Below are 22,662 nucleotides of genomic sequence, written 5' to 3'. Positions count from 1 at the left end.
CCGTCAGAACGAGAACCGCATTCCCGCCGTGAACTGGCGACCGCTATGCGTCAGCACGTTCAGGCGGTTGGACTCGTCGACGAACTGGTCGTTGACCTGATCCGTAAGGTTGATCGCCTCGATGCTGAACTTCAGATTATCGGTGAGGTTGTAGGACATCTGCGCATCGACGTTGGTCGTGCCGCTCGTGCCGTTATACGAATTTCCCTCGGTCCCGGGTACGGCGGTGAGATAGCGCGAGCGATAGGCGATCGACCCGCGGATCTGGAACTTGGCCGTTTCAAAATACAGCGTGCCGTTGGCGGCATGCTTCGACAGCCCAATCAGCGGCGCGGTCACCGACGCTCCACCGGTCGCGGACGTCAGATATTGGATGTTCGACGTCACGTGCGTGTAGTTCGCCAGCACGCCGAAATTGGACAGGAACCCCGGCAGGAAGCTGAAGGGCTGTTGCACGTTCACCTCGAAGCCCTTCAGCCGGCCGCCGCTCGAATTGACCGGTTGGCTGACGATGAACAGATCGGTCGGCGATGCGCTCGTGCCGGCAAGAAGCGAATCAGGCAGTCCCAGGCTGCTGAACGGAACGGTGGTGCTGAGCGACTGGACGAACGTGCCGATGTCCTTCTGGAACGCCGACACCGCATAGATCGCGCCGCGCGTCGGATACCATTCGACCGAGACGTCGAGATTGTCCGATTCCGTCGGCTTCAGATCGGGGTTGCCGCTGCTGAAGGAGCGATTGCCACCCGAAACGCTGAGATTGCCGCCCGGCGCGATAGCCGAAATGCCGGCACGCGCGAGCGTCTTGGCGGCGGCGAACCGGACCAGCAGCGTATCGGTAACGTCCATCACCAGGTTCCCCGACGGCAGCCAGCGATGATAGCTGCGGTCTGCGACGACCAGGTTGGTCGCGACGCCTTGTCCCGCATAGCCGGTCGAGCGCTGGTCGGTATTGGCGTAGCGCACGCCGACATCGCCGCGGATCGGCAGGCCTCGATCGGCGAAGTTGAACTCCGCCATGCCCCAGCCGCCGATATCGTCCTCACGAACGGTGATGTACGATCCGCGCGCACTCGCGTTGGTCACGCCACCGGTCGCGTAGAGCGGGTTCGAATAGATGCCGTAGAGTTCGGCGAACTTGGCGAGATCGGGGACGACCCATGCCGTTGGCGTACCGGCCGGCGTGTCGAGCCCCTTGCCGAAGCCCGAGAACAGCGTCGTCGCGGCGGCGAGCTGCGCGGGCGTCAGGGTCTGCACGACGGACTCCCCGGACAGACGCCGCTGCTCGGTCGAGCTGTAATCGAACCGGCGCCAGTCGACGCCGACCTTCAGCTTCAGCAACGGATTGACCGTCCATTCCGCAAACGTTTTCGCGTTGGTGAAGCTGTTGTTGACGGTCTGCGGGCGGATGCGGACTTCCGACGTGCCGCTGGTGAAGGCGAAGCTGTTCGGGTTGGTCAGGTCGACGCCCGGCTTGATCGTCGGAAACCGGGTGCTGAAATCGTAGAAGAAATTAGGCGTGTTGGCGGCATCGATCGTTACGGTCGACTGGATCGGGTTGCTGAACGCCGAATCCGCGTAGCCGACGACCGCACCGACCTTGAAGTTCTCGCCGAACTTCTGGTCGAGCGTGCCGGTCACCTGATAGAAATCGGTGACCAGCTTGTCGTAGCGCGACTGGGTGCGCAGATCGACATTGTCGAACGTGCCGCTGATGATGTTGTTGTCGCCGTCGACCACGCCGTCGCGGATGATCGTCTGCGGCTTGCCCGTCCCCGACCGACTGAAGCTGATCGCCTGCAACTGCGATTCCTTGCGCGTGCCGTCGAGCCGCGAATACAGCGCGTCGAGCGAGATCAAGGTCTTGGGCGTCGGCTGGAACTGGACCGATCCAGCAGCGCCCAGCCGCTTCTGGAAGATGTCGTAGCTGACGAGCCCGGGAATGCGCGGATGGTACAGCCCGGTCGCGGGGTTGGGATCGTTGATCTGGCCGAGCGTCTTGCCCGGCAAGGTCGAGGCCGCGTTGAACCCGGCGTTGAACCCGCCATAAGTCCAGCGCGTAATGTTCGCGCCCTCTTCCTTGATCGCACGCTCTTCGTACGCGACCGACAGCAGCACGCCGAACCGGCCGTCATCCGTGGTTTTGGTGATCAACCCCGAGATCTTCGGCGTCACCTTCTCGCGCAGATCGTTGTAGCTGGCGCTCGCCGAGACGACCGCGGTCGCCTTCTTGTAGTCGAACGGGCGCGACGACTGCAGGTCGACGGTGCCGCCCAGCGAGCCCTCCTCGACGTCGGCGGTGGCGGTCTTGCGGACCGCGATGCTGTTGAACAGGTCGGATGAGAAGATGTTGAAATCGAAGCCGCGGCCACGATTCACGCCACCCGAATTGTCGGTGCCGCCGGTAGTCCCGATCGCCTCCATCCCGTTGATCCGCACGCGCGTGTAATCGGGCCCTAGGCCGCGGACCGAGATGTTGCGGCCTTCGCCGTTGACGCGGCTGATCGAGACGCCGGGGATGCGCTGCAGCGATTCCGCGAGGTTCAGGTCGGGGAATTCGGCGATGTCCTCGGCCTTGATGACATCGACGGTCGCGGTCTGCGTGCGCTTGATGTTGATCGCGCTGTTGAGGCTTGCGCGAAACCCGGTGACGACGATATCCGGCGCATCCGCGGCCAGCGGCGCATCGGTCACGCTCTGCTCGGGCGGCAGGGCAGGGGAGGCGGGAGGCGCGTCGGTATCGGTGGTGCTGCCGGCGGCACGCGCCTCTTTCTGCGCGGTCGTTTCCGGTACGCTCTGGGCATGGGCCATCGTTGCCAGCGAGCAGGCGACGATCGCACTCGACACGGCCAGCACGGATTTGAACCTGCGAATCCCGGTCATACTCACTCCCCTAAATCCGGCACAATGTGCCTGCTGCCGGCTTCGTTGGAGCCGGTCTGTCGCAATCTGTGTTAGGCCGGGTGCGGCCGCCTAAGCCAATCTCATTCCGACATCGATCGATGCGAACGATGCACTGATGCGGCACCGGCATCTTGCTCAGTCATCCGATCAAGTCGTGGTTTGGCTGGATCAACCCGTTTTCGGACTTGGACCGCCCCCGTTCTGCTCGATACACCGGACTGGAACACTCGCGTAGATCGAGTGCCGGACAGGAGAGCGAAGCATGACGATCGCCGCAGCAGCCCCCGCCGAAGAAGCGGTTGCAGGAGGCGTGGCCGCGCGCCCGACCGCGGTGCGCTACCGCGTGATCGCGCTGATCTTCCTGATCACGTCGATCAACTATGCCGACCGTGCGACATTCTCGATCGCTGGCTCGGCCGCATCGACCGAACTCGGGCTGTCGTCGGTGCAAACCGGCTTCATCTTGTCCGCCTTCGCCTGGGCCTATGTCCTTGCGCAGATTCCCGGCGGGCTGCTGCTCGACAATTTCGGTACGAAGCGCGTTTATGCCGGCGCGATCCTGGCCTGGTCGCTGTTCACGGCCACGCAGGGGCTGACCGGGTTGATCGCGGGCGTGTCCGCGGTCGTGATGCTGTTCGCGCTGCGCTTCCTCGTCGGTCTCGCCGAGGCGCCGTCGTTTCCGGGCAATGCTCGCCTCGTCGCCGCCTGGTTTCCTGGCGCAGAACGTGGCACCGCGTCAGCGATCTTCAATTCGGCGCAGTATTTCTCGCTCGTCGCCTTCGCCCCGCTGATGGGTTGGCTGGTGCACAGCTATGGCTGGCGCGCGGTGTTCTGGGTGATGGGCGCGATCGGGCTCGCCGCGACCGCGCTGTTCGTCCGCTACATCCACAGCCCGGTCCGCCACCCGAAGATCAATGCCGCCGAGCTCGCGCATATCGAGGCGGGCGGCGGGCTGATCCGGATGGAGGATGCCGCCAATCGCCCACAGGCGTTTTCGTGGATGAACCTGCGCCAGCTGCTGGCGAACCGGATGCTGCTCGGCATCTATCTCGGCCAATATTGCATTAACGTGCTGACCTATTTCTTCGTCACCTGGTTTCCGATCTACCTGGTGAAGGAGCGCGGGTTGAACATCATGGAGGCCGGCTTCGCTGCCGCGGCGCCGGCCCTCTGCGGGTTCGTCGGCGGGCTGGTCGGCGGCTACACGTCCGACCTGCTGCTCAAGCGTACCGGGTCGATCGACATCGCGCGGAAAGTGCCGCTGGTGTTCGGGATGCTGCTGGCGACGCTGATCATCGCGTGCGTGTTCGTCGAGGCGGAATGGCTGGTCGTCACGCTGATGGCGGTCGCGTTCTTCGGCAAGGGAGTCGCGTCGCTCGGCTGGGCGGTGATGTCGGATGTCGCGCCGAAGCAGCTCGCCGGGCTGACCAGCGGTGTGTTCAACATGTTCGGCAACGTCGCCGGGATCGTCACGCCGATCGTGATCGGCTTCATCGTCGGCGCCACGGGATCGTTCGACTGGGCGCTGGTGTTCGTCGGCGCGCATTGCCTGCTGACGATCTTCTCGTTCCTGGTGATCGTCGGCCCGATCCGCCGTGTCGAGCTGGCCGCATGACCGTCGATCGCCGCACGCTGCTCGGTGGTGCCGCCGCCGCGCTCGCCACGCTCCCTGCCGTCGCCCGAGCAGCGTCTGCGACGTTGCGGGTCAAGACACCGATGGCAGCGCCGGAATGGGCGATTCTGCAACGCCGGCTGCTCGCCGCCAATGCGGAGGCGTGCGAGGCGTTCTACGCAAAGTATGTCGATAACCGCGGGTGGCTGCGCGTGTTCGAGCGATGGGGTGCGAACGATGGTCCCGACGATGCGGCGGAAGCAACGAATGACTGGGCGATCCTGCACGCGCTCGGCGGCCCCGATAGCATCCGCGATCTGTATGCACGGGCGTGGGAAGGGCATCTCAAGCAGTTTACCGCCGCGCGAACGGTCGACGTGCCGATCGCTCGCGCGGGTATGTATTTCCGCGAGTTTCCCGTCCAGATGGATTGGCAGCACAATGCGGAGGGGCTGACGACCTTCAACCTGATGGGGCTGTCCGGCCCGCGTGATCTGAAGCTGATCGAGCGGACGCGTCGTTACGCCGATTTCTACACCGGCCGCGATCTGACCACGCGCAATTACGATCCGAAGCTGCGGATCATGCGCAGCCTGATGAACGGCAGCCGGGGCCCGATGCTGCGCCGCGCGACCGAACTCGACTGGGCCGGCGATCCGTTCGCAGCCGGCGAACGCTTCCACATGGAGCACGGCGAAACGACCTACGCGCAGACGCTCGCGCATTATGCCGAATATGGCGACGTCGTCGGCGACAACCCGCTCAACCTGCAGGCGACGGCGCTCGGGCTCAACGCGTATGCGCTGGGGGCAGGGGAGCGATACCGGACTTGGGCACTTGACTATCTCGACGCCTGGGTCGGCCGCGCCAAGGCGAACGGCGACATCATCCCCAGCCGGGTCGGTCTCGACGGTGTCGTGCCGCGCGACTGGTGGAGCGGCGTCTATGGCTGGGGCTTCTCGCCGATCGTGCCGCAAACCGGCAAGCGCGAAAACCGCAACCGTGTGCCCCGTTCGATCACCGCGTTCATGACCGGCACCCTGCTGACCGGCGATCAGGGGTATATCGACGTCTGGCGCCGCCAGACCGCGCGGATCAATGGGCAGGCAAAGACGATCGACGGGGTCCTGTCGACGCCGACGATGCACGGTGCGGATGGCTGGTATGGCTGGCAGCCCGGTCCGTTCAAGACCAATGGCTTCGAGATCTGGTACGTGTCGCAAGCGCCGGCCGATCGGGCCGCAGCCGGCGATCATCCGTGGGTCAGCTTCCTGGAAGGTTCGAACCCCAGTTACGCCGTGACCGCATTGCGTGCCGATCTGAAAAATGTCGCCGACCGCGTCGCTGCGCGCCTCGCCGATCCGACGACACCCGAAACCCGGCTTGCCGACTGGCCGATCGACATCAACCCCGCCAATGTCACCAGCCTCGTCCAGTTGATGACCGGCGGTCTGCACATCGCCCGTCCGCCCTGGTCGAAGACCTCGCCCTCGCAGGGCGGCGTGCCGCTCCACTGCCGGCTCCGCTATTTCGACGCGGACCGCAAACGTGCGGGTGTGCCGGAAGACGTCGCGGCGCTGGTGCATATGCTGGGCGACACGACGGCGGAGGTGACGTTAGTGAACCTGAGCACTTCGCATCCGCGGACTGTGGTGGTCCAAGGTGGTGCCTATGCCGAGCACCGGATCGACGCCGTGAACATCGACGGCCGCACGGTCGATATCGCCGGCGCGGCGTTCATGCTGAGGCTCGAACCCGGTTGTGGCGCGCGGCTCGCGTTGCGCATGCGGCGTTATGCCAACCGCCCGACGCTCGCGTTTCCGTGGGATCGGTAATAATCGCCGCATTCTATAATTCTCCCCCGCCGGGGGGGGGGGAGGTGTCAGACCCTTGCCAGACGGAGGGGGAGGTAAGCGAAACAGAGGTTCCGTGTCTTTCCCCTCCGTCACCTTCGGTGCCACCCCCCCCTTTGGAGGGGAGGATCGAAGATTATCCGCCCGGCTTGATATACTGCGCAACCGCGAACAGCAGCCGCTCCTCACGCCGGGGATCGTCCTCAATCCGCACCGTCCGATCGAAGATCATCGTCGAGCGCCGCGCTAGGTCATAGCGCCGCCAAGCCGGCACGCTCGCGCAGTTCGGATCACCCGTGCGTGCCATCGCGATGAACGCATCCGCCATCCGCCCGGCAAGTCGCCGCGCCTCCGGGCCATCACCCGTACGCGCGCTCGGCTCTCGCGTATTATCGAACACCAGCCCGATATCGAGCGAATGGAACGCACCGAGCACGCCGCCCGCTTCCGGTGAGGGAAAGTCGAGCTGATACATCCAGGTGGGCGCGCCGATCTTCGCGCGCTCCTCCGCCTGGATCAGATGCCCGGGCCACGACCGCCCCGCAGTCGACGCCGCCAGCAGGATCTGCCCCGGCGTTCGATCGGGATAGAGTTCGCGATAGCGCGCGATCACGTGATCGGGCGCGAGGTCCTTGGTCATCTCGCGCACGAGCCGCTCGGGAAGATTCTCCCAACTCGTGTCGCCACGCTTCAGGATCTCGCCGATCCACAACCCGGTTTCGTCATGCGTGTTGCCGACGATCAGCGGGATATGCGCCGCCTCGCCAGGGGCGTCGGGATAGAAGGGATGACGCGTCAGGACATGATGATCGAGCGTGGAGGTGAAGCTGAGTTCGCCCTTGCCCTCGATCGGGTCGGTCATCGCCATCGCCTCGACGAGCCGCTCGACCGGCAGTGCCTTGAGCGCCGCAAAATCGCCAGCGCCGGCCTTCGCCATCAGCGCACGCGAGCGGATCGTCGCGTGGTTCGGCCCGGCGGCCGTGACGTGCTGGCCGCTCATCGTCGCAGCTGCGTGGAACAGCGGCCGCGCCTCAGCCATCGCCATCAGAGTCACGATCTTGGCGCCGCCGCCCGACTGGCCGAACAGCATCACCCGCCCCGGATCGCCACCGAACGCGGCGACATTGTCGCGCACCCATTGCAGCGCAAGGATGATGTCGATATTGCCGACATTGCCTGATTCCGCCGGCCCGCTCAGTTGCGCGAGATACGCATAGCCCAGCGCCGCCAGCCGGTGGTTCAGCGTAACGACCACCACGTCGCCGCGCCGCACCAGAGCGCCGCCGTCATACAGCGGATCGGACCCCGACCCATGCGCGTGCGCGCCACCGTGGATATAGACCATGACCGGCCGCCGCGCCGCGTCAAGGGCGGGCGTCCAGACGTTGAGGAACAGGCAATCCTCGCTGGTCGGCTCGGTCACCTTCGTCTGTGGGGAGGCGGCGCCGTACCGCGTGGCATCGGCAATGTCGGTCCAAGGCGTCGGCGGCACCGCGCGCGCAAACCGGCGCGCGCGCGTATCCGCCCCATAGCGCACCCCGCGAAAGACCAGCACGTCGCGGTCGACCGTCCCGCGCACTCGACCGTAGCGCGTCGTCGCCACCGGATCGCCCGGTGTGCGCGCCGCAACCAGCGCCGGTGTCGCCGCGATACCGGCGAGCACTGCGCGCCGATCGATCACGCCGCGGTTTCAGCGCACAGCCGCCGCATCGGCTCCAGCGCCGGGTTACTGTTGTCGCGCCGCCACGCCATGTGCAGCTCGACAGGCTTTTCGGGCTCGGTCGCAAGCCGGCGGAACTGTACGTCGATCATGTGCAGCCCCGATGCGGATTCCGGCACGATCGCAGCAGCCAGTCCCGCATGTACGAGCCCCAGCATCGAATGGATCTGCGTCACGTGTTGGACATAGTGTGGCGACACCCCCGCACCGTCGAACAGCCCGATAAGCATCTGGTGGAAATACCCCGCGCCCTGCCGCGCATACATGATCAGCGGCAAGCCATCGAAATCGCTGAGTTCGAGGACCGCCTTCGCCTGTCGCGGATCACCGGCAGGCAGCGCGACGACGAGCGGCTCGACCTGCACGCACGCGGTGTCGAACTCGTGGCGATCGAGCGGCGGCCGGACGAAGCCGATGTCGATCAGCCCGGTCAACAACGCATCGACTTGGTCGGTCGTCACCATCTCGCGCAGCTCGAGGTCGATATTGGGCAGACTCGCTCTCGCCTGCGCGACGATCTGCGGCACCAGATTATACCCCGAGACCGCGGTGAAGCCGATCGCGACCCGCCCGGCATCGCCCTTCGCCACTCGCCGCGCCGACAGCGCCGCGCTTTCCGACAGCCGGACAATGCGCCGCGCCTCGATAAGGAACACGCGACCGGCAGGCGTCAGGCTTACCTGCCGGCTGGTGCGTTCGAGCAACGTCACGTCGAGGATCCGCTCGAGCAACTGGATCTGCCGGCTCAGCGGCGACTGCGTCATGTTCAGGCGCTGGGCTGCGCGCCCGAAATGGAGTTCCTCGGCGGCGGCGACGAAACAGCGAAGCTGGCTCAGTTCGAACATCATCGCCGGACTATCCGTTGGTTTTCGCCCGCTGTCACGCCGCCTTGGCAAGTGCAGCGGGGGCGACCTTCTCGATCAGCACCCGCAACCGCTCGTCCTCGGCTGCCGACAGATCGGTCAGCGGCGAACGTACCGGTCCGGCATCGCGTCCGACGACGCGCATGCCCGCCTTGACGATCGACACCGCGTAGCCGCGGCCCTGGTTGCGCAGCGTGATGTAGGGCAGCACGAAATCGCGCAACTGGTTCAGCACCTCGACCCGGTCGTCGGCCCGCACCGCCTTGTAGAAGGCCAGCGCCCATTCCGGCAGGAAGTTGAAGATCGCCGACGAATAGGTCGTGACGCCCATCGTCAGATACGGCGTCGCGAACGTCTCCGCGGTCGGCAGGCCGCCGATATAGGTCAGCCGGTCGCCCATCCGCGCATAGACGCGCGTCATCAGCTCGATGTCGCCGACGCCGTCCTTGAAGCCGACCAGATTGGGATTGCGGTCGCACAAGCCCGCCAGCGTCTCATCGTCGATGATCGCATTGTCGCGGTTGTAGACGATCACGCCGAGCCCGGTCGCCTTGCAGACCGCCTCGACATGCGCGGCAAGCCCTTCCTGCTTTGATCCGACCAGATAGGGCGGCAGCAGCAACAGGCCGTCGGCGCCTGCCTTCTCCGCATCGCGCGCGATCCCGGTCGCGATCCCGGTGCCGTAGCCGCAGCCTGAGATCACCGGCAGACGCCCGCCGGCTTCGGCCACGGCGGCGCCAACGGCCTGCGCCACTTCGGCTGGCGTCAACGAGAAGAACTCGCCCGTGCCGCCAGCCGCGAACAGGCCGGACAGTTCGTGTTCGAGCATCCACGCGCAATGCTTGCGATACGCGTCCTCGACGAATGCGCCGTCCGCATCGAAATGCGTGACGGGAAACGACAGCAATCCGCCGCCAAGGCGCTGCGCCATCTCGGTCGGGCTCATGGTCGTCATAACGTGCATCCCCTCGATCGTCTGGTCCGCGTTCGTGTCGCGGCCATGTCGAGGATCTTGGTAGGTTGCGGGGCCGTGCGGGTCCAAACCAAAGGCGCGCTCGATCGATGCGTCTGGTAGCTCAATCTCGTTGAGGCATCAGCGCTTCTTCCGCACGGCGCCTGGCAGCATGTGAATTCGAACGCAATCTTGACGCTATTCATCGGTGGGATCGAGATTGGACGACAATCCACCGATGGTCGGCAATCGGCGTTCCCAAATATGTCGCCCCACGACTGCCATGGCTGCTTGCCTTCCATGTGTACCGCACAGAAAGCGGAGCGAGTTGACGTCCAACCAAATGAACGAACGGCCAACGTAGGGAAGCGGGAAAGAGCGCGCGAATGTCGGGTTAATCTTGTCTTTTAAGGACCGCTGCCGCCCTTCTGGTGGAAAGCGGCCTGTCCGGTTTCAGGCCGCGACCGGCATAAGCGGACGTTCGTTCAGGAGGCGCGGCAAAGGGCAGGTTGGTCAATTCGTTGCAGTTAGCGACTGAACCGCGATCGATCCCCGCACGGTAAGCTCGGAGATTTGCCTGGCCGTATCGTGAACGCTGTTACACTTTTAACATATGTTGTCAGCGCGATTTTTGCTGATGGTTAGAGCCGCGATTCTACCGGTCGAAAAGTTCGCGCTGCTGTGGATGTCGAAGCTAGGCAACGCTGTCACTTTTCACGAGCATGCGACAAAGCGGCTCCGCGATGCGCACGACCTCCACGATCGGCTCTTTGCAGCCCCGTGCCACCCAGTCGCGCGCCACCGCCAAAAGGCCGTGCATCGCGCCCGCCTGACAAAGCGGCTCGGTCGCATCGCTGGCCTGCCCTGGCGCCAGCGTATCGGCGATCAGGTCGGCAAAGGCGGCCATCGATCCGGCGAACAGGGCGTCGACCCGCGGATCTATGCCGGACAGCTCCAGCAGAAACACACGGGCGCTTGCCGGATCGTCACGCAGCAGGTCGTAATAGGCGGTGAGAAGGGCTGCCAGCCGGTCCTCTGGCGTGCCCCCTGCCGCGTCGGCGGCCGCGGCGACGCGCTGGGTCACGAAGTGCGTCACCTCGCCGAACGTCGCCAACAGCAGCGCCTCGCTGTTGTCGAACGCCTCGTAGAAATAGCGCGGCGTCAGCCCGGCTGCGCGGCAGACCGCGTTCACTGTCGTGCGGCGGTAGCCCTGTTCGCCATAGAGCATGATCGCTGCGCGGATCAAACGCTCGCGTCGATCGGCGTGGCGCTCGACCGCCGATGCGCCGCCATATCGCCGACCGTCGCGGCTTGCTGTCTCCAACTTCAAGTGATAACTTCCGTTTCCAGATCAGCGCGATCATCGTCGCGTCATTCTATCGGAGCATCCCCGCATGGCAACCAGTGCAGCGTCAACCCACAGCGCGGCCGAGACGTTCGACGTGCTGATTGTCGGCGCCGGCCTGTCGGGCGTCGACGCCGCCTACCGGATACAGACCGACTGTCCGGGCAAGAGCTACGCGGTGCTTGAGGCACGCGACGCGATCGGTGGCACCTGGGACCTGTTCCGTTATCCCGGGATCCGCTCCGATTCCGACATGTACACGCTCGGTTTCCCCTTCCGCCCCTGGCAGGGCGACCAGGCGATCGCGGGGGGCGAGGCGATCCGCGACTATATCGTCGATACCGCGGCCGAGTTCGGCATCGACCGCCATATCCGCTTCCAGACCCGCGTCGTCCGCGCCGCCTGGTCCTCCGCTGAAGCACGCTGGACGGTTGAGGTCGAGCGCGCCGGCCGGGCCGAGCGCATGACCTGCCGCTTCTTGTATATGGGCAGCGGCTATTACGACTATGCAGCCGGCTTCACGCCCTCCTTTGCAGGGCTGGCGGAGTTTACCGGCCGGGTCGTGCACCCGCAGCACTGGCCTGACGACCTCGACTGGACGGGCAAGCGCGTGGTGGTGATCGGCAGCGGCGCGACCGCGGTGACGCTCGTCCCGTCGCTGGCGGAGAAGGCGGCCCATGTGACGATGCTGCAGCGATCACCCACGTACATCGTGTCGCGCCCGTCGCAGGACGGCTTCGCGCGTGCCGCGCACCGTGTGCTGCCCAAATCGCTCGCCGACGCCGCTACAAAGTGGAAGAGCGTCGGCCTGGGCATCGCCACCTACGCCTATGCCCGCAAGAAACCCGATCGGATGAAGGCGCTCATCCTGAAGGGCGTGCGGGCGCAGCTGCCCGACAATTACGAGATTGAACGCGACTTCGAGCCCCGCTACGCGCCGTGGGACCAGCGCATCTGCCTCGTCCCCGACGCCGACCTGTTCGAGGCGATGCGCGGCGGCAAGGCGGCGATCGTCACCGACCATATCACGCGCTTCACTGAAGGCGGCATCGCGCTGGAGTCGGGACGTGAACTGCCTGCGGACATCGTAGTCACCGCCACCGGCCTCGTCATGCGCCTGATGGGCGGGGTCGAGCTGGTCGTCGACGGCAAGGTCGTCGATCCCGCCGACCGGCTGATCTACAAGGGCATGAGCCTCAGCGGCGTGCCAAATCTGGCGCTCGCCTTTGGCTATACCAACGCGTCGTGGACGCTGAAATGCGACCTGTCGGCGCGCTATTTCTGTCGGCTGATCCGCCACATGGACACGCACGGCTACACGGCCTGCACGCCGACGCTCGATGATCCGTCGGTCACTGCCGAGCCGATGCTCGGCTTCACCTCCGGCTACGTCCAGCGCGCCAATGCCATCCTGCCGAACCAAGGATCGAAGGCGCCGTGGAAGGTCCACCAGAACTACGCGCTGGACCTCGCTGCGCTAAAATTCGGCAAGCTCGAGGACGGCACGATGCACTTCGGCAGAGTGGGGCAGGGCGCTAGCGCGAACACCGCGGCCCTGCCGCTGCCGGCCTCCCCTGCGCCGCGTTCCGCCGTACGGGTCGGAACGATGGCCGCGGCGGCGGCGGTCGCCACCGTCGGCGGCCTGGCGCTTTTCGCCAAGCTGACCGAACGGCGTATCGAGCGGATGGTGCCGGCCGACGGTCGCTTCGTCGAAGTGGACGGGCGCCGGATGCACTATCTGGACCAGGGACAGGGGCCGACGCTGCTGATGATTCACGGGCTGGCCGGACAGATGCGCAACTTCAGCTACGCGCTGCTCGAGCGGCTTGCGACCGATCACCGCGTGATCCTGCTCGACCGACCGGGCTCCGGCTATTCAGCCCCGGGCGCTACAGCAAACGTCCGCGCACAGGCGGCGCAGGTCGCACGCTTCATCGAGGCGTTGGGGCTGGAGCGGCCACTGGTGGTCGGCCACTCGCTCGGTGGCGCCGTCGCGCTGGCGCTGGCGCTCGACCATCCGGAAGCCGTGAGCGGCCTGGCCTTGATCGCGCCGCTGACCCAGCCGATGGACACTGTGCCGTCGGCGTTCGATCCGCTGGCCATTATGTCCCCCGTCGCGCGCAGGGCCGTCGCCTGGACGCTCGCCACACCCGCTGCGCTCCTCGCTGGCGAGAAGGGGGCCAAGGCCGCCTTCTCGCCCGAGCCCGTCCCCTCCGACTTCGCGGTTCGCGGCGGTGGCGCGCTGGTCGCGCGGCCGGGCAACTTCGAGGCTGCCTCTGCCGACCTCGTCGCTGCCAATGACGACCTGCCCGCCATGGTTGCGCGCCAAACCTGACCGTGCCGGTCGGCATCCTCTACGGCCGGGACGACCGGATCCTCGACCCGCAGGTCCATGGCCGGCGCTTCGCCGACGCGGTGCCGGCAGCGACGCTGACGCTAATCGACGGTGGCCATATGATCCCGGTGACGAGGCCCGACGAGACCGCCGCCTGGATCCGGACGCAGGGCGCGACCATCCGGCGCTGACCGGCTCACTGGAGAAAAGCGCATGGACGAGTTCGACGTGATCGTGGTCGGTGGCGGATCGGGGGGCAGCGCGGTCGCTGGCCTGTTGAGCGCGGACCCGGGACTGACGGTCTGCCTGATCGAGGCGGGCGGCACCAACGCCGACTGGCGGATCACTACGCCCGGCATGATGGCGGCGGCGCCGAAAGCCTCGAACTGGGCGTTCGAGACCGTCGCGCAAGCCGGGCTCGGCGGGCGCCGCGGGTTCCAGCCGCGCGGCCGGGGCCTTGGCGGGTCGAGCGCGATCAACGCGATGCTCTACGTCCGCGGCAACCGCTGGGATTATGACAATTGGGCGGCGCTGGGCTGTACGGACTGGTCCTATGCGGACGTGCTACCGTTCTTCCGCGCAACGGAGGACAATGAGGAGGGCACGGACGAGTATCACGGCGTGGGCGGGCCGCTGTCGGTATCGAACCAGCGTCACGTCAATCCGGCGAGCCGCGCCTTCGTCGCCGCGGCGGAAAGCCTGCAGATCGCCGCCAATGCCGACTTCAACGGCCCGCGGCAGGACGGCGTCGGCCTGTATCAGGTCACCCAGCGCGGCGGCGAGCGGTGGAGCGCGGCGCGCGCCTTTCTCAATCCCGCCCGCAGCCGGCCGAACCTCGACATCCGCACCGGGGCAATGGTCGAGCGCCTCGTCGTCGAGCATGGCCGTGCCACCGGCGTCGTCGTGCGCGACCGTCGTGGTTCCCGCACCTTGCGCGCGCGGGGCGCGGTGGTGATGGCGGGCGGCGCGTTCGGTACGCCGCAGACACTGATGCTGTCGGGCCTCGGCCCCGGCGCCCACCTGCGCGACCATGGTATCGACGTGGCGATCGATCGGCCCGCGGTCGGCAGCGACCTGCAGGACCATCCCGACTATGTCTCGACCTTCGCGTCCCCGCGCGGCGACCTGTTCGGCCGTTCGCTCGGCGGCTATTGGCGAACGCTGAAGGCGATCGTCGAGCATCGGCGCCGCCGGACGGGTGCCATGACGACGCCCTATGCCGAGGCCGGCGGCTTCTGGCGGATCGACCCGGACGCGCCGGCCGCTGACATCCAGTGGCATTTCGTCCCCGCCATCCTGGAGGATCACGGTCGCGTCGCGGTAAAGGGACACGGCTTTTCGGCGCATGTCTGCGTGCTGCGGCCGGAGAGCCGCGGCACGGTGCGGCTGGCGAGCGACGATGCCGCGGTCGCCCCGCTGATCGATCCCGCCTTCCTGCAGGATCCGCGCGACATCGCGACCCTGCGTGAAGGCGTACGCCTGACCCATCGCATCTGCACGGCGGCCGCGTTGTCGCCGTGGACGCCGGTGGATCGCACCCCCGTCGACCTGCGCGACGACGCGGCGCTCGACGCGCTGATCCGATCGCGGGCCGACACCGTCTACCATCCTGTCGGCACGTGCCGGATGGGTTCGGACACGGCCGCGGTGTGCGATCCTCGGCTTCGCGTGAACGGCGTCGCCGGCCTCTACGTCGCCGACGCTTCGGTGATGCCGCGGCTGGTATCGGGCAACACCAACGCGCCCACCATCATGATCGCCGAGCGCTGCGCCCGCTTCATCGCCGAGGATCTGCGCTGAGGGCTGACATCGCCGCGGCATCGCGATAGTCTGCGGCGATGGATAGGAGCGAGCTGGTCCGACGCGGTAGTCATGCCGAACGCCGCGAGGCGACCCGCGCGCGCGTGTTCGCGGCCGCGACCGACGTCATCTACCGCCACGGCTACGCTGCGCTGACGACGACGCGCGCCGCCGAAGAGGCGGGGGTCAGCCGTGGCGCGCTGCAGCAGCAGTTTCCGACCAAGGAGGCCCTCGTCGTCGGCCTTATCGAACATCTCGCCGACGTCATCGACGCGCCACGCACGGCGCGTCTGCTCGACATTCCCGCCGGCGTCGAGCGCTGGCTCGCGCTGCCCGACGTGGTGTGGGGCGACTCGCAGAGCCCTGCCGCCATCACCTTCCTGGAGATCCAGCTGGCGACGCGCAGCCATCCGTCGTTGGCGGAGCGCATCCAGCCGGTGGCGATGGCGTTGAAGCGCCGCCGCCACGACCTGATCTTCGCGATCGCGCAGGAAGCCGGGATCGACGATCGCGCGGCGGTGGAGGAGATCGTCGAGCACGATACTGCGGCGTTGAACGGTTTCGTCATCGAGTTGATGTTCACCGGCGATCGGCACAGCGTCCTGCGCGGTTTCGAACGCATGAAGCGGCTCTGCTCGGCTTCGGCGGCATCGCTGATCGCACAGGACCGATGATCGGCAATCATGCTTGACCGCCGATTGTAAACACTGTCTGATCCTCCCTCGGACAAGGAACCGCCCCACGGAGGCGATCCGCCGAGCGACCGGCCATGAAGGCCGCGACAGGAGAGGATCGACATGACACGCCAGAGCCACGCTTTCGTCAGCACCGCCAGCATCGTGGCGCTCGCCGCGGCTATGGCCTCACCGGCGGCGGCCCAGACCACGGGCGCGGCGCAGGACGGAGCCCCGACCACCGCGCCCGCGTCGCCTGCGACAGCGCCTGACTCCACCGCGCCGGCACCCGCCGGCGTGCGCTTTGCCGATCCGACCGGTTATCCAGCGAGCAACGACATCATCGTCACCGCGCAGCGCCGCTCGGAGTCGCTCCAGCGTGTCCCGATCGCCGTCTCCGCCTTTTCAAACGAGGCGCTGGAGCAGCAGCGCATCGACGGCGGCTACGACCTGCAGCGCGTGGTTCCCAACCTCTCGGTGTCTCGCGCAGGCTTCGGCGCCAACAATTTCCAGATCCGCGGCATCGGCTATCAGATCGTCTCGACCACGGGCGAGGCGGGGGTCAGCTTCCACGTCAACAACGCGCCAATCGCGGTGAACCGCCTGTCCGACGCCGAATTCTACGACATCGAGCGCGTCGAGGTGCTGCGCGGGCCGCAGGGTACGCTGTACGGCCGCAACGCCACCGGCGGCGTCATCAACGTGCTGACGGCGCAACCCAAGTTCGACAAAGTCGCCGGCTCGCTCAATGCCGAATACGGTAGCTACGATACTCGCAAGCTGAAGGGCTTCATCAACGTGCCGCTCGGTGACGTGGTCGCTGTGCGCGTTGCGGGCAGCTACCTGAAGCGCGACGGGTTCCAGCGCAACACGGTGTCCGGCGAGCGGACCGACGGTCGCGATCTCTATTCCCTGCGCGGCACGGTCGCGATCCGCCCCTCCGACGACTTCCGCATGGCGCTGATGTACGATCGGTTCCACGAAGACAGCGACCGCACCGGCGGGCTGAAGCAATTGTGCATCAAGGACCGGGGGCCGACGTCGGTCGGCGGGGTGCCGACCACCGCGCTCCAGCAGCAGCTGCTGTCACGTGGCTGCGGGCTCGGTTCGGTCTTCGACGCCAATGCCAACGGCGCGGTCAACAGCAGTGCGACCTTGCCAGGTACGTTGCTCCTGCTCTCCGGCGTGCTGCCCGGCGACGTCTATCCGCAGGGGACGACGGGTGGCCTGCGCGACGTCCAGTTTCGCCGTCGGCCACAGTACGAGGCGACCAACGACCTCGTGCAGCTGAACGTCGAGGGCGATCTGACACCGACGCTCCAGCTGTCGTCGCTGTTTAGTTATGCGAACGACCGCGTGTTCAGCCGCATCGGCGATAGCGTCGCTTCGGTCGTGCCGTTCAACACCACGCCCTTCACCCCCGGCGGGGTCTTCACCGATCCGCAGCTGGGCGCGTCGCGCTTTTTCCAGGGCGAGCGGATCGATGACCTGTCGACCAAGCAGCTGAGTGAGGAGATTCGCCTCCAGTCGAGCTTCGCCGGCCCGGTCAACTTCAGCCTTGGTGGGATCTATCTCAACTCGAAACGCCTCAACGACGTTTACTTCCCGAGCAACGGCAACACGCTGTACGCGGTGATCCAGAACACGATCAACGCCGCCAATCCGGCCGCGCAGATCGGCATCGACCCCAATGCGGTGCCGACCGGCATCGGGCACAATTACTTCCTCAGCCGCAACCCCTACGTGCTCGACTCGCTCGCCGCATTCGGTGAGGTGTACGTCCAGATCACGCCCGACATTCGACTGACCGGCGGCGCGCGCTACACCAGCGACAACAAGAAGTTCGACGTGCTCTCGACGCAGCTGCTCTCGCCGGGTTCGGGCTTCCCCGCCCGCCTGCGCCAGCAGGCCACGTTCAACAAGCTAACGTGGCGCGCCACGGCCGACTGGCAGGTGACCCAGAGCTCATTACTCTACGCGTCCTATTCACGCGGCTACAAGAGCGGCGGGTTCAATCCGCCCGATATCATCGCCACCACACCCACCTACGCGCCCGAAGTCGTGGACGCGTTCGAGATCGGCACCAAGAACCGGTTCTTCGGCAACGCATTGACGCTGAACGCGTCGGCCTTCCACTACGATTATAAGGGATATCAGATCAGCCAGATCAATGCGCTGACCTCGTCCACGACCAATACCGACGCCAAGATCTGGGGCGCCGAGCTGGAGACGGTGGTCGAGCCCGTCCGCAACCTGCGCTTCAACGGCACGGTCGGCTATCTCCACACCAAGATCACCGGTGGCAGCACGGTCGATCCGTTCGACCGGACGCAGGGCAATGCCGCCCTGACGCTGCTAAAGACGCCGCAAACCGCATGCGTTGGGGCCACCGCTGGCGTCGCTGCGCTGGTCCGGGCGACCCAGCTCGGCATCCCGGGTCTGGGGCCGCAGGCGTTGATCGGCGCCTGTCCGACAGCGACGGATGGCGACGGGCTGTTCGCGGGTGCAGGCAATCCGCTGGCGGCGCTTGGCATATCGGTGCCGACTTCGGCGGGCGTACCCGTCGATCTCGACGGCAAAGAACTGCCCAACTCGCCACACTGGACGTTCGGCGGCGGTGCAGAATACGGGATCGAGTTTTCGGCCGGTAATCTGTTGACGCTGCGAGGCGACTATTACCGCACCACGCGGTCGTTCGCGCGCTTCTTCAATTCGCCCTCCGACCGGCTGCGCGGGTATGAGAACGTCAACGTCACGCTCACCTTCGACAGTGAGCCGCTCGGCCTCCAGGTGCAGGGATTTGCCAAGAACCTGACCAATCGCGACGTCATCACCGGCTTTTCCGTCCAGTCGGACGCGGTCGGCCTGACGCGAGAAGCGTTCATCAACGATCCGCGCGTCTATGGCGTATCCGTCACCAAGCGGTTCTGAGATGGAAGGCAAGGATCACGCCGCGCGCCTGCTCGATGTGCAGCGCGCGAGCTTCCGCCGGGACGGCGCGCCCGATCTCGCCAAGCGGCTGGATCGGCTGGCGCGGCTGGACAGCCTCGTCCTCGCGCACCACCGCGCGTTCGCGGTGGCGATCGACGAAGATTTCGGCGGCCGCTCGCGCATCGAGACGGGGCTGATGGAGGCAACCCCCGTGCGCGGCGCGATCCGCCACGCCCGGCGCCACCTGAAGGGCTGGATGAAACCCGAAAAACGCCGGATCGCGCTGACTTTCCAGCCCGGCAGCGCCTGGGTTCGCTACCAGCCACTCGGCGTCGTCGGCATCGTCAGTCCTGGAACTACCCGCTTCAGCTCGCGCTCTCGCCGCTCGTCGACATTCTCGCTGCGGGCAATCGCGCGATCCTGAAGCCGTCGGAGCTGACGCCGCACTTCTCCGAACTCCTGGCACGTGCGATCGCCGACGCATTCGCCGAAGAGGAGGTGGCGGTCGTCACCGGAGGCCCTGACGTTGCGGCCGCGTTCACACGGCTACGCTTCGACCATCTGCTGTTCACCGGCTCGACGCGCGTCGGCCGCGAGGTCGCGAAGGCGGCGGCGGCGTCGATGACGCCGGTAACGCTGGAGCTCGGCGGCAAGTCGCCGGCAATCCTGTGCCCCATCGTTGACGTCGCGCGCGCTGCGCGCAGCATCGCCTTCGGCAAGTTCGTCAACGCCGGCCAGACCTGCATCGCGCCCGACTACGTCCTCGCGCCCGAGCATCTCGCCCGCCCGCTTGCCGAGGCGGTGCTGGCGGAGGCGGTGCGCGCCTATCCGCGCATTGGCGACAATCCAGACTATACCGCGCTTCTGCCGCGCTCTGCCCGCAGCCGGCTGGACGACGCGGTGAAGCAGGCAGAGGAGGCCGGCGCGATCGTGCTCCGCCACCCCGACAGCGGTGCTGGAGGGCGCTACCCGCCGACGATCGTGCTGGCGCCGCCCACCGCGGGCCTGCTCGCTGCCGACGAGATCTTCGGGCCCGTTTTGCCGATAATTCCTTATCGCACGCTTGATCAGGCGATCGCGCTGGTCGGCGACGGAGAGCACCCGCTGGCCCTGTACTGCTTCGGCGACGTCCGCGCGGAGATCGACGCGGTTCTGTCGCGGACCCAGTCGGGAGGCGTCACGATCAACGGCACGCTTCTCCATATCGCCCAGGAACAGCTGCCCTTCGGCGGCGTCGGGGAAAGCGGCGTCGGCGCCTATCACGGTCACGCCGGCTTCCAGCGGTTCAGTCACGCACGCGCCTTCTTCCGCGCCGGTCGCTTCAACCTGCTGGAACGGCTCGGCCCGTCATATGGCCGCGGCGTCGCGCGCGTGCTGGCATCGCTGCTGCCACGGGGAAAATGACGTTGGCGTCCACGATCCGGGGTTGCACCGCGCTAATCACCGGCGTCGCGAGTGCCATCGGTCCCGCGCTGACGATCGGGCTGTCAGAACGCGAGCTCGGCGAGACGGCGGCGTTCTGCCGCGCTGGCCCGACGATCAGCGGACACCCGCTCGACGTCGCCAATGCCCCGGGCGAGCAACAGCGCACGGATCGTTAACGTCTCTAGCCTACTCGGCTTTGTAGCCCCACCCGGACAGCCGACTATCGGTCGAGTGTAAGGCGGGAAGAATGTGCGGCTGCTGCGTGAATCACGTTACCTCAGCCATGCGCCATGGATGCCGGGCGGCACGCGGTGTGGGATGCGGACAGATGCCACGGGCGGTGCCTCAAAGTTCCGGGCATCCAGTATCTCCAGCGCGGTGGTGTGCCCCCCGGCGTCGATCACGAGCCCGATGAGCCAGCCATCACCCTCGCCAGCATCCGGCGAGCGCGGCACGAACACGAACTCGCCCGCGATGCGTCCCGGTCCGAATTCGTGAAGCCGTCGCGCGTCATCCTCCAAATCGTGCCTGATGAGCGGCGCCTCTCCAACCAGCGTTTCCGTCATCTGTTCGGGCAGGCCGAGCGCATAGATATAGCGGTAGGGGCGGCCGGTGCGCCGCTCGTCTATCGTCGGCAGTTCCTGTGGCGAGGGGTCGATCGCGCGCTGGACCACCGATCCGGTCATGGGGTCGATCGTCCATCGCTCGAGGCCGCGCGGCTGCTCGTCCGGTGCCAGGTTGTCGCCGGCGAACATGCGATCGTACGCGACCACGTCGAGCGCCACGCTTCCGTCTGGCAGATCATGAGCGTTGGCGGTGTGGAACACGAAGCAGGGATCGAGCGGGAACCACCGTATATCCTCCGCCTCGCCGTCGCGCGGCAGCAGCCCGATCCGGGCCGGATGCTTCTCGTTCCACCGATAGGGAAAACCGTGCCCCGCCAGCACCGTGCGCATCGACAGGGTAAGGGGCAGGTCCATGACGACGACGTAGCGCTGCGTGATCGCGCAGTCGTGGATCAGCGGCCCGTGCGACACCGGGATCGTCACTGATCGTCGTACCCGGCCGGCGACATCGACGACGTTGTAGCGAATGCGCTTGGGATCGGTCGCCTCGTAACACAGTGCGTGCAACTCGCCGGTCGCTGGGTCGCGGCGCGGATGGGCGGTGAAGGAGCCGGGCAGGGTGCCGCCGAAATCATCGTAGCGCTGCGTCTCCAGATGCTCGTCGAAGCGGACCGGCGTGCTGCCGGCTTCGACCAGCGCCCAGCCGCTGCCGGCATGGTCCAGTACGCTAGTGTTGACGGTATCGAAGATGTGCCGTGGCCCTGGTGCCGCCGGCACAAGCCTGGCTGCCGCGACATCGGTCGATCGGATCCAGCGATTCCGATACCACCGGGCTCGCCCGTTCTGGAGGCGGATGCCGTGCAACATCCCGTCGCCGGTGAAGAAGTGGTAGGAGCGTGGGTCGGCGTCGGCGGGGTTTGGTCCGATGCGAACGTAGCGGCCGTCGAGCTCGGACGGGATGATACCCTCGACATCGAGGTCTGTGAGGGTCAGCTCCTCAGTCATCGGCTCGTGGATGCCCGTAAGCAGCGGATGCGGCGCATCGCGGGGCGGCAGGCGGCTCTTGTTGAACGCGGCGATGCCTGTAACGATCGGCGATGCGATTGCGCCGATGACCTTGTCGATCGACTGCTCGACCCGGCTGGCGAACGTCGGACGCCGAGTGACCGTCACGATGGCGTCACGGTCTGGATGACGTCGAAGCCTTCGAAGCGAGGCGGCGCCAGGTACAACAGCTTGTGGTCGCCCGCGCCTCGATGGACCGCGCGAAACGCCTCGGACCTGGTCCAATTCTCAAAGTCCCCGCGCGACAGCCACACAGTATGCGACGAATAGAGGACGTGATCGTCAGCCGCCGGCCCGCGCAGCATGTGGAACTCAACGAACCCCGGGACGCCGGCAAGGTAAGAGTCGCGCGACAGCCAGACCTGCTCGAACGCCTCCTCTTCGCCAGGGATCACCTGAAATCGGTTCATAGCGATGAACATGGGGCAAGCTCCTGCGTCGACTGGGCAGGGCTAAGGTGGGGTGTAGCAGGACGGGATGCGAGGGCGATGACGCCCTATGAGAGATGAAAGCCTCAACTGAACGAATGTCCGAAAAGGGGAAGGCGATCAGAATAGCTGAATGGCCGGATGTAGGTCGTTTATCGTACTGGTGGGAAACCGGGCGACAGACCGGAA

General features: G+C 66.3%; 17 protein-coding genes. 10 read left to right on the top strand and 7 right to left on the bottom strand.

Annotated features, from left to right (window positions below; all coding sequences use genetic code 11):
- Positions 1–3: 3 nt before the first annotated feature.
- Positions 4–2,883 carry a TonB-dependent receptor gene (locus IFT87_RS17025; protein WP_192191327.1) on the bottom strand — a complete coding sequence of 960 codons (2,880 nt, stop codon included), beginning with the start codon at positions 2,881–2,883 and terminating at the stop codon, positions 4–6.
- A gap of 283 nt (positions 2,884–3,166) precedes the next feature.
- On the opposite strand from IFT87_RS17025, the gene IFT87_RS17020 reads away from it, so the two are divergent.
- Together IFT87_RS17020 and IFT87_RS17015 are read left to right on the top strand one after the other, a co-directional pair.
- Positions 3,167–4,519: an MFS transporter gene (locus tag IFT87_RS17020; RefSeq protein WP_192191326.1), complete on the top strand. Its 1,353-nt coding sequence runs from the start codon at positions 3,167–3,169 to the stop codon at positions 4,517–4,519.
- A complete protein-coding gene (locus IFT87_RS17015; protein WP_192191325.1) occupies positions 4,516–6,351 on the top strand; it encodes a hypothetical protein in 1,836 nt (611 codons plus the stop codon). The genes IFT87_RS17020 and IFT87_RS17015 overlap by 4 nt, the downstream gene beginning before the upstream one ends.
- A 154-nt stretch (positions 6,352–6,505) precedes the next feature.
- Here IFT87_RS17015 and IFT87_RS17010 read toward each other — a convergent pair whose 3' ends face one another.
- The 4 genes from IFT87_RS17010 to IFT87_RS16995 form a co-directional block, all read right to left on the bottom strand.
- Entirely contained in the window at positions 6,506–8,050 is a 1,545-nt protein-coding gene (locus IFT87_RS17010) for a carboxylesterase family protein (RefSeq protein ID WP_192191324.1), read from the bottom strand.
- Entirely contained in the window at positions 8,047–8,937 is an 891-nt protein-coding gene (locus IFT87_RS17005) for a LysR substrate-binding domain-containing protein (RefSeq protein WP_243645704.1), read from the bottom strand. The genes IFT87_RS17010 and IFT87_RS17005 overlap by 4 nt, the downstream gene beginning before the upstream one ends.
- A gap of 31 nt (positions 8,938–8,968) precedes the next feature.
- The gene (gene kdgD, locus IFT87_RS17000; protein ID WP_192191323.1) at positions 8,969–9,907 is read right to left on the bottom strand and encodes a 5-dehydro-4-deoxyglucarate dehydratase; all 939 of its coding nucleotides are present in this window, start codon (positions 9,905–9,907) and stop codon (positions 8,969–8,971) included.
- A 691-nt stretch (positions 9,908–10,598) separates the two neighbouring features.
- On the bottom strand, positions 10,599–11,234 hold the full coding sequence (locus IFT87_RS16995; RefSeq protein WP_192191322.1) for a TetR/AcrR family transcriptional regulator: 636 nt from the start codon (positions 11,232–11,234) through the stop codon (positions 10,599–10,601).
- Positions 11,235–11,298: 64 nt separating this feature from the next.
- Here IFT87_RS16995 and IFT87_RS20925 point away from each other — a divergent pair, with 64 nt between their 5' ends.
- The 8 genes from IFT87_RS20925 (at position 11,299) to IFT87_RS16960 (ending at position 20,590) form a co-directional block, all read left to right on the top strand.
- Positions 11,299–13,584: an alpha/beta fold hydrolase gene (locus IFT87_RS20925; protein WP_342211184.1), complete on the top strand. Its 2,286-nt coding sequence runs from the start codon at positions 11,299–11,301 to the stop codon at positions 13,582–13,584.
- A 2-nt stretch (positions 13,585–13,586) separates the two neighbouring features.
- The gene (locus tag IFT87_RS20550; protein ID WP_249403409.1) at positions 13,587–13,775 is read left to right on the top strand and encodes an alpha/beta fold hydrolase; all 189 of its coding nucleotides are present in this window, start codon (positions 13,587–13,589) and stop codon (positions 13,773–13,775) included.
- Positions 13,776–13,797: 22 nt separating this feature from the next.
- Complete coding sequence (locus IFT87_RS16980; protein WP_192191321.1) at positions 13,798–15,384, top strand: GMC family oxidoreductase; 1,587 nt, start codon at positions 13,798–13,800, stop codon at positions 15,382–15,384.
- Positions 15,385–15,422: 38 nt separating this feature from the next.
- Positions 15,423–16,058 carry a TetR/AcrR family transcriptional regulator gene (locus IFT87_RS16975; protein WP_056022419.1) on the top strand — a complete coding sequence of 212 codons (636 nt, stop codon included), beginning with the start codon at positions 15,423–15,425 and terminating at the stop codon, positions 16,056–16,058.
- Between the two features lie 123 nt (positions 16,059–16,181).
- The gene (locus IFT87_RS16970) at positions 16,182–18,989 is read left to right on the top strand and encodes a TonB-dependent receptor (RefSeq protein ID WP_192191320.1); all 2,808 of its coding nucleotides are present in this window, start codon (positions 16,182–16,184) and stop codon (positions 18,987–18,989) included.
- A 1-nt stretch (position 18,990) separates the two neighbouring features.
- Positions 18,991–19,413 carry a hypothetical protein gene (locus IFT87_RS20545; protein ID WP_249403408.1) on the top strand — a complete coding sequence of 141 codons (423 nt, stop codon included), beginning with the start codon at positions 18,991–18,993 and terminating at the stop codon, positions 19,411–19,413.
- Complete coding sequence (locus IFT87_RS16965) at positions 19,296–20,393, top strand: aldehyde dehydrogenase family protein (RefSeq protein WP_249403421.1); 1,098 nt, start codon at positions 19,296–19,298, stop codon at positions 20,391–20,393. Before IFT87_RS20545 ends, IFT87_RS16965 begins: the two co-directional genes overlap by 118 nt.
- A complete protein-coding gene (locus tag IFT87_RS16960; protein WP_192191319.1) occupies positions 20,390–20,590 on the top strand; it encodes a hypothetical protein in 201 nt (66 codons plus the stop codon). The genes IFT87_RS16965 and IFT87_RS16960 overlap by 4 nt, the downstream gene beginning before the upstream one ends.
- 96 nt (positions 20,591–20,686) lie before the next feature.
- Here IFT87_RS16960 and IFT87_RS16955 read toward each other — a convergent pair whose 3' ends face one another.
- Positions 20,687–22,153, bottom strand: a complete 1,467-nt coding sequence (locus tag IFT87_RS16955; protein ID WP_342211183.1) for an 8'-apo-carotenoid 13,14-cleaving dioxygenase — start codon at positions 22,151–22,153, stop codon at positions 20,687–20,689.
- The gene (locus IFT87_RS16950; protein WP_192191318.1) at positions 22,150–22,467 is read right to left on the bottom strand and encodes an antibiotic biosynthesis monooxygenase family protein; all 318 of its coding nucleotides are present in this window, start codon (positions 22,465–22,467) and stop codon (positions 22,150–22,152) included. Before IFT87_RS16950 ends, IFT87_RS16955 begins: the two co-directional genes overlap by 4 nt.
- Positions 22,468–22,662: the final 195 nt, after the last annotated feature.

The sequence above is a fragment of the Sphingomonas sp. CFBP 8765 genome, assembly GCF_014841445.1.
GTDB lineage: Bacteria > Pseudomonadota > Alphaproteobacteria > Sphingomonadales > Sphingomonadaceae > Sphingomonas > Sphingomonas aerolata.
Note: the sequence above shows the minus strand (reverse complement) of the source record. Positions and strands in the feature narration are given on the sequence as shown.